A 6,700-nucleotide genomic window follows, 5' to 3' on the forward strand; every position below is an offset into this window, starting at 1 on the left:
CCCATCGGCTCGGCCGCCATCAAGCGCATGCTGGACGACAAGCTGCTGGACGCCGCGCCCGTGGTGGTGATGAACGCCGTGCCCGGCGCCGAGAGCCTGCGCACCCCCGGCCACGCCAAGCTGTTCCACATTCGCGCGGGCGACAAGCAGCAGATCGAGAAGATCGTGAGCCACACCCGCACCCTGGGCATGGCGCGCCTGTCGGCGCTGTACCAGGACCTGCCCATCGGCACCTCGGGCATGGCCATGGCACAGGAGGCCGCCAAGGCCACGCAGGGGCTCACCCTGCAGGGCACCAAGTCCGCCACCGACGCGGCCGCGCTCGATGCTGCCGCGCAGCAGGTGGCCAAGCAGGACGCCCAGGGCGTGCTGGTGCTGGGCGCACCGCGCTTCATGGCCGAGGGCGTCGCCGCGCTGCGCAAGGCGGGCGTCAGGCAGTCGATCTTCGTGCTGTCGTACGTGCCGGCCGGCCTCATCGTCAAGTTGGCGGGCGTGGAAGGCGCTCGCGGCGTGGGCATTGCCCAGACCTATCCCAACCCCAACGGCAAGACGCTGCCCCTGCACCGCGAGTTCCAGGCTGCAATGAAGGAGGCCTTCCCTGCCGTGCAGGAGTACACCTCGTTCCACCTCGAAGGGTATCTCTCGGCCCGCACCGTGGGCGAGGCGCTCAAGCGCAGCAAGGACGCCAACCCCGGCGCCGCCAGCCTGGCCGCCACGCTCACTTCCATGGGCGAGATCGATTTCGGCGGCTTTCGGGTCGACTTCTCCAAGGGCAATGTGGGCAGCCGCTTCGTGGACATCGGCGTGATCGGCAGCGACGGGCGCCTGCGCTACTGAGCGAGCCGCCTGCGCTGCTGCCCGCAAAAAGCGCCCGCCCCGAGGGGCGGGCGAACGGACAGAGGCCGGCTGGAGTACCCGGCAAACGCGCGAGAGCGCAAGATCACGAACGCGTCATCTATCCAGCCACGTCTACCCACGTGGCGCCGCACCATGGAACGGCGTTTCCACTATCGCCCGCCCCGAGGTGCCGGGCTGTAGGAGCACAGGCCCCTGGACAGGCCCGATGGGCCCCGGCGGGCAGGGACCGGAGTCCTACACCGCGCAAGCGCCTGGCCGTCACAGGGGCGAGAGCGCGCCCACCAGCGAGGGCGTGAAGTCCGCCCCGCCCTCGGGCCGGGCGCCATGGGCCCAGGCCAGCAGCGCAGCGGGCGGCAGCGGCCGGGCGAAGAGAAAGCCCTGCAGCTCATCGCAGTCCATGGCCAGCAGCACGTCGCGCTGGCCCGGGGTCTCCACCCCCTCTGCCACCACGCGCAGGCCCAGCGCGTGCGCCAGGCCCACGATGGCGGCCACCACGGCGCGCGCATTGGCGCTGTGCTCCAGGTCGCCCACGAAGCTGCGGTCGATCTTGAGTTGCTGTGCGGGCAGCTGGGTCAGGTAGCGCAGGCTCGAATAGCCGGTGCCGAAGTCGTCGATGGACAGGAACACACCGATGGCGCCCAGCCCCTCGAAGGTGCGGTGCACGGCCTTGATGTCCTCCATGGCCACGGTTTCGGTGATCTCGCACAGCAGCTGCGATGCCTCCAGCCCGTGCTCCTGCAGCGTCTGCCCGATGCGCGCCACCAGGCCCTTGTCGCGCAGCTGGTGCACCGACAGGTTGACCGCCACGCGCATGCGCAGGCCGTCATGGCGCCACTCCACGATCTGGCGGCAGGCCTCGTCGATGACCCACTGGCCCAGCTTGCCGATGATGCCGATGCGCTCGGCCAGCGGTATGAACACCAGCGGGCTGACCTGGCCGTGGCGCGGGTGGTTCCAGCGCAAGAGCGCCTCCACGCCGCTGATCTGGCCGCGCCGCCCGTCGATCTTGGGCTGGTAGTGCAGCGACAGCTGGCCGCGCTCCAGCGCATGGCGCAACTCGCCCTGCAGCTCCAGTTGCTCGGACACGTCGGACACCATGTGCGGCTCGAACAGCGCATAGCAGCTGCCGCCCGCGCGCTTGGCTTCGTACATCGCGGCGTCGGCATTCGCCACCAGCTTGCCCGGCTCGCCAGGGCCGGGGTGCACCACGATGCCGATGGAGCACGAGATCTCGATGCGCCGCCCCGCGGCCTCGAAGGGCTGCGACAGCGATGCCAGCACGCGCCGGGCCACCAGCACGCAGGCCTCCTCGTCGGCCACGTCGTTGAGCAGGATCAGGAACTCGTCACCGCCCACGCGCGCCACGGTGTCGCTGTCGCGCGCCTCGTCGCGCAGGCGCGCGGCCGCCTTGCGGATCACCACGTCGCCCACCGCATGGCCGAAGGAGTCGTTGATGGGCTTGAACCCGTCCAGGTCGACGAAGAGCACCGCCATGCGTTCGACCACGCCCTCACGGTTGCTGCGCTCCAGCCGGCGCGTGGCCAGGGCCAGGCGGTCTTCGAACAGCAGGCGGTTGGGCAGCCCGGTCAACGGGTCGGCAAAGGCGCGCTGCTGCAGCTCCTCGTTGGCGGCCTGCAGCCGGGCATTGCTCTCGTGCATGGAGTGCGAGGCCGTGCGCGTGGCACGCTGCAGCCGCGAATCCACGATGGAGGTGAGCAGCGTGATCACCAGCAGCGCGCCGGCGATCATCGCCACCGCAGTCTGCAGGCCCGGGCCACCGAGCTCGCCGGCCGTCAGGCAGACCGAGCCCACCGCGAAACTCGCGGCCGCCATGCCCAGGTAGTGCGTGCCGCAGATCGCTAGCGCCAACACGAACGAGGCCGCCAGCTGGTAACCCATGCGCCGGGGCCGCTCCACCCGGCGCAGCAGCTTGAAGATCACCAGCGCCAGCGCCGACGCCAGAAACGCCACCAGCACCGACAGCGCCACCAGCGGCACATCCCAGCTGATGGCGGGCGACATGCCCATGGCCGCCATGCCCACGTAGTGCATGGCACTGATGCCCGCCCCCATGGCCACGGCGCCCAGCAGGATGCGCGGGCGATCGAGGCGCTTGCGGCTGGCCAGCTCCAGCGCCACGCCGGACGCGGCCACCGCCGCCACCCAGGACACGAAGGTCAGCCCCTGGGAGAAGCCGATGGCGATGGGCAGCTCCAGCGCCTGCATGCCCATGAAATGCATGGCCCAGATGCCCGTGCCCATGACCAGCGAGCCCGCGGCCCACCAGGCCAGGCCGATGCCGCGCTGCGAGGTGCGTACCCGGCGCGCCATGTCGAAGCTCACGTACGACGCGAACATGGCCATGGCCAGGGAGCCCGCTACCAGCAGCAGGTTGTAGCTCAGGGGCATGGACGGGGTCATGGAGTGGGCGGCGGCAAATGCGGCAAATAGTGCGGAGGGTAACTTTTGCCGGGCGCCTTGCGTGTAGGAGTGGGCTGACACTTGCTGCCAAACCCGCTGCCGAACTTGCGGCCAACATTCTGTTGCGCTCAAGAACTCGACCGCCCCTGCGGATTGCGGCATTCTCTGCAGCGCCATCCCCGTTCGCTCGCGCAGGCCCATGCGTGCAAGCGCCCCGAACCGGCAGGCCCAAAACAATGCAACCCAGGGAGATCCTCGTCCATGCCATTGGCACACACCAACCTGCACACGCCGCGGGCCGCCGGCCCGCTGTCCATCGCCGCACTGGCCAATGACCGCCTGCTCATCGTCTACGGCGGCCGCCACCCCGATGACAGCGATGGCGAGGCCATCATCGGCCGCATTGCAGACCGCAGCACCGGCACGCTGGCCGGGGGCGAGTTCGTGGTCAACACGGTCACACAGAACCACCAGTACGGCGCCAACGCCGAGACCGCCACCGATGGCACGGTGCTGGTGACCTGGCAGCCGGGCGCCAGCAACGCCATCCTGGCCCAGCGCTTCGGTGCAGACGGCGCGCGCATCGGCAGCGAGCAGACCTTGGTCGGCAACCGCGAGAGCATCTCGGGCATCAGCACGCTGGCCCTGGCCAATGGCAAGTACTTTGTCTCCTGGGGGCAGTACGCCAGTAGTGTCACGACCTACGGCGGCCTGTACGACACGGCGGGCACCGCCGTGGGGGCGCCGATCACCTACGCCACCAACAGCAGCTTCTTCGCGGTGGACGCCACGCGCTTTGCCGGCCTGCGCACCACGAACACGGCCGACTTCACGGGCGCCGTCAACTGGCTGCAGTTCTACAGCGCCGACACGGGATCCCCTATCGGTGCAGAGATCAACCTGGGCGTGCACTCCGGGCGCGCCCTCATCCAGGCCCTGGGCGACGGCCGCCTGCTTCAGCTCACCAGCAGTAGCGGCACGGGCCCCGGCACCAACGACAGCATCGACGTGCATGGCCAGTTCCTCGACGCGCAGGGCGCCCCGCAAGGTGCGTCCTTCGTGGTCAACACGGCCGGTGCCACGGGCAGCCAGAGCCCGCAGGCCGTGCAGACCTTGGCAGGCGGCCGCTTCGTCGTGTTCTGGAGCACCGTCGACATCAACGGCAACCTGGGCGGCGAAATCCGCGGCCAGATCTTCAACACCAACGGCAGCAAGTTCGGCGGCGAGATCCTGGTGGATGCCCACTCCTACGTGCGCATCGTGGACAAGACCTTCTCCGTGGGCACGGCCACGCAGGCCTTTGCCGACGGCAGCTTTGCCATCGGCTGGACGGCGGGCGACGGCGCGTACGTATCCGCCTACGACGAGCTGGGCACCATCGCCACCACCACCGCCCATGTGCAGGCCACGGTCACCGGCAGCGCTGGCGCCGACACCCTGGCCGCGGCCCAGGGCGGGCGCACGCGCTTCATCTCCCAGGGCGGGGCCGACCAGATCACTGGCAGCAGCAACGTCGACACCGTGGTGCTCGACACGCCCTATGCCGGTCTGCAGGCCCTGGGCCTGCTGCAGCGCAGCGACGGCGTGATCACCTTCACCCCTGCCGGCAGCAGCACAGGCAGCACGCCCGCCACGCTGCGCGGCGTGGAGCGCATTGAGCTCAAGGACAGCGTGCTCGCCTTCGACACCGCCCTGCCCAACCTGGGCGTGACCGAGGGCGGCCACGTGGGCCAGGTCTTCACCCTGTTCAACGCCCTCACCGACCGCAGCCCCGACCGGCATGAACTCTCGGTCTGGGTGCGCAAGGCCGACGAGCTGGGCAACTACAACGCCCTGGCGCAGAACATGATCGACACCCTGCTGCCTGGCGCGTCCACCACCACCCTGGTACGGCTGGTGGGCTCCAACCTGCTCAACACGCCGGTGGACGACGCCTTCGTGGCCCAGTTCTCGGCCATGGTGGGTAGCGACAAGCCCTTTGCCACCGTCGCCATGATCATCGCCGCAGCCGCCGCCCTGCCCGTGGCCACCGACCCGCTGGTCGCCCTGGTGGGTGGCATGCAGCAGCTGTCGGTGGAGGTGTTCGCGCTGTGAAAGAACCCACAGGGAGTGACCAGACCGTGAACGAATACATCCTGCTGATGCACGAGGACGCCCCGGACACCGCAGCCGCCAACGACCCGCAGCGCTGGGCCGACTACCTTGCCCGGTTGCGCGCCACCGGCCAGTTCGACGGCGGCAGCGCCATCGGCGCGGGCGAGCGCCTGCGCAAGGGCCAACCCGGCCAGGCCGCCACTGGCGCCCCGAGCGGCTTCATCCGCGTGCGCGCGGACAGCATGGAGGACGCAAAGCGCTTTCTGGCCGGCAACCCGGTCTTTGACGCCGGCGGCACGGTGGACCTGCGCGAGCTGCCCCGCACCTGAGCAAGCAAGCACACCACCCCAGGAGGCACGGTTTGAAACCCAGGCACTACGCTCTGTTGATCATTGCAGGCATCCTCATCCCACTCGCGCTGTACTTCACGGGCCACGCCATGGCTGCCGGCGCCGTCCTCCTGCTGGCCTTCGTGGTCGAGGTGATTGTCTCGGCCATGACGGGCAAGCAGGGGAACGATACCGAGCGCTGAGTGGCGGGGCAGGACCGCGTGGGCAATGGTTGACGCCCCCTGGCAAAGTCCACCAGACAAGCCGGGCGCCTTACCCCAGCTCCGCGAACGCTCCCACCACATCCACCAACTGCTGCCGCACCCACCCATGGGCCGGGTCGCCGTGGAAGCGCTCGTGCCAGACCATCGCGGGTGACAGGGGTGCCACCTGCAGCGGCAGATCCAGCAGCGCCAGCGCAAGCCGTTGTGCCAGCAGGTGCGCCAGGCGGCTGGGCAAGGTGAGCACCATGTCGCTGTCGGCCACCAGCATCGCACCCGCCAGAAAATGCGGCACCCGCAGCGCGACATGGCGGCTGCGGCCCCGTGCCGCGAGGGCGACGTCGACCGCGCTTTCTCCCACGCCGGAAATGGTCACGGCCACGTGGCGCAGGGCCACATAGCGCTCCAGGCCCCACCCGTCTGCCGCGGCGGGATGCCCGGACCTCACCACGCACACCAGGTGGTCGGTGTAGAGGCCACGCCGATGGAAGCTGCCAGGCAGTGCCTCGAAAATCCCCAGGGCCAGGTCTGCGCCCCCCTGCTCGACCAGCCGCACGTTGTCCCCCACCGGTGGCGCGATGTGCAGGCTCAGCGCGGGCGCGTGGCGCTCCAGGCGGGCCATCAACTGGGCCAGCACCACCAGGGCCAGGTGGTCGTGCGCAGCGATGGTGATCCGGCCCGAGGCCGAGGCGGGATCGAACACGGCGGGCGCAACGATGCCCCGGGCGTCGTCCAGCAGCCGGGCCACAGGGCCGGCCAACGCCCGGCCGCGCGGCG

6 protein-coding genes are annotated in these 6,700 nt (G+C 69.9%); 4 read left to right on the forward strand and 2 right to left on the reverse strand.

The features are described from left to right. Positions 1-837: ABC transporter substrate-binding protein (locus tag PMI14_RS01865; RefSeq protein ID WP_007848759.1), on the forward strand; the 837-nt coding region annotated here is incomplete at its 5' end. A 279-nt stretch (positions 838-1,116) separates the two neighbouring features. Here the strand turns inward: PMI14_RS01865 and PMI14_RS01870 are convergent. Further along, a complete protein-coding gene (locus PMI14_RS01870) occupies positions 1,117-3,279 on the reverse strand; it encodes a bifunctional diguanylate cyclase/phosphodiesterase (RefSeq protein WP_007848761.1) in 2,163 nt (720 codons plus the stop codon). 261 nt (positions 3,280-3,540) lie between these two features. Between PMI14_RS01870 and PMI14_RS01875 the strand changes: the two genes are divergently transcribed. The 3 genes from PMI14_RS01875 to PMI14_RS34670 are packed head-to-tail and all read left to right on the forward strand — an operon-like array spanning position 3,541 to position 5,905. Then, complete coding sequence (locus PMI14_RS01875; protein ID WP_007848763.1) at positions 3,541-5,373, forward strand: hypothetical protein; 1,833 nt, start codon at positions 3,541-3,543, stop codon at positions 5,371-5,373. 26 nt (positions 5,374-5,399) lie between these two features. Then, positions 5,400-5,702, forward strand: a complete 303-nt coding sequence (locus PMI14_RS01880; protein WP_007848764.1) for a hypothetical protein — start codon at positions 5,400-5,402, stop codon at positions 5,700-5,702. Between the two features lie 32 nt (positions 5,703-5,734). After that, complete coding sequence (locus PMI14_RS34670) at positions 5,735-5,905, forward strand: hypothetical protein (RefSeq protein ID WP_007848765.1); 171 nt, start codon at positions 5,735-5,737, stop codon at positions 5,903-5,905. 70 nt (positions 5,906-5,975) lie between these two features. Here the strand turns inward: PMI14_RS34670 and PMI14_RS01885 are convergent. Next, the coding region (locus PMI14_RS01885; protein WP_007848767.1) for a LysR substrate-binding domain-containing protein at positions 5,976-6,700 on the reverse strand (725 nt) is incomplete at its 5' end.

Source organism: Acidovorax sp. CF316, assembly GCF_000276605.1.
In the GTDB taxonomy this organism is placed as follows: domain Bacteria; phylum Pseudomonadota; class Gammaproteobacteria; order Burkholderiales; family Burkholderiaceae_C; genus Acidovorax.

Coding starts and splice junctions, on each gene's coding strand:
- PMI14_RS01875 (WP_007848763.1), top strand. CDS start 3,541: ATGCCATTGGCACACACCAACCTGCACACGCCGCGGGCCGCCGGCCCG.
- PMI14_RS01870 (WP_007848761.1), bottom strand. CDS start 3,279: ATGACCCCGTCCATGCCCCTGAGCTACAACCTGCTGCTGGTAGCGGGC.